The following is a 1,082-nucleotide window of genomic DNA, read 5'->3' as shown; positions in this document are numbered from 1 at the left end:
GGGCCAGCTCAGCACCATCCTCATGGGATCCGCCTACGGGCGGGAGTTCCAGGCTCTGCCCAACGCCGTCGTCACCGCCTGCGGCTTCGCCGGCAACTGCATCGGCACGGCAGCCGCATTCCTGAGCGGGGACGTGGTGGTCTACGCATGGGCCGCCGCAGGCTGGAACGCCGTGGCCCTGGTGGCGATAGCTACCGCCGTCCACACCCGGATCGCACGACTCCACCCGGCCCGGCCCTCGTGGGCCACGCTCAAGGAGTTGGCGTCGTTCGGTCTCAAGGGGCAGAGCCTGCTCGTGGCGGAATTGATCGTCATCCAGGCAAGCAAGATCCTGCTCGGTGTCGCCAGTGGCGCTGCCGCGGCAGGTGCGTATGAACTCGGCAGCCGTCTGGCTCTCGGTTTCAGGACGCTCGGCGGCCTGTTCACGGGCGCGCTCACGGCACCCTTCACCCGGTCGTTCTCCGAGCGAGGCCTGACCGGGGCCATGGAGCATGCCGAGCGTCTGACGACGAGGGTGGCGGCGCTGAGCATCGTCCCGCCGCTCCTGGGGCTCGCTCTGGCCCCCGCTTTCCTGAGTCTGTGGCTCCGCCACTATGAGGCTCTGACGCTCGCGGCCATGGTGGGGCTCTGTCTGGCCTTTACGACGGACAGCCTGACGGGCGTCCAGGGAGTCGTCGCCGACGCCATCGGACGACCGGGCCTGCGCGCCAAGGCAGCCATCGTGACAGCCGTTCTCAGCATGGGCTTAGGCGCTCCGCTGCTTCTGATCTTCGGACCGATGGGCTTGATGGCAGGGATCGTCGCGGCCATCATCCTCGGCTCCGCCTACAGCATCGCTCTGGTGCAGCCGGCCGTGGGCTCCACCCAGAGGCGCTACTACCGGTTGATCGCCGGCCCCTTGGTGCTGGGGCTGACCGCGACCGTCCTGAGCTTCCTGTCCACCGCGTGGCTCCGCACGGACAATCGCCTGGAAGCAGCCCTCGCGGTGGCCGTGGGCTGCGTGGTCTTCCTCGGGTTCTACCTCTCGACCGCCGTGTTGAGGGGGTACCTACCGCGGCACTACTTCACCTGGCGGCTGAGAT

Annotated in this window: 1 protein-coding gene; it reads left to right on the top strand. The window is 68.4% G+C overall.

All coding sequences use genetic code 11. The annotated features are described in order from the left end of the window. Positions 1 to 22: 22 nt before the first annotated feature. The coding region (locus BUB17_RS25240) for a polysaccharide biosynthesis protein (protein ID WP_141243222.1) at positions 23 to 1,082 on the top strand (1,060 nt) is incomplete at its 3' end.

It is taken from the genome of Geodermatophilus obscurus (assembly GCF_900143215.1).
GTDB classification, from domain to species: Bacteria; Actinomycetota; Actinomycetes; order Mycobacteriales; family Geodermatophilaceae; genus Geodermatophilus; species Geodermatophilus obscurus_A.
This window is presented reverse-complemented; position numbering and strand designations above follow the sequence as displayed.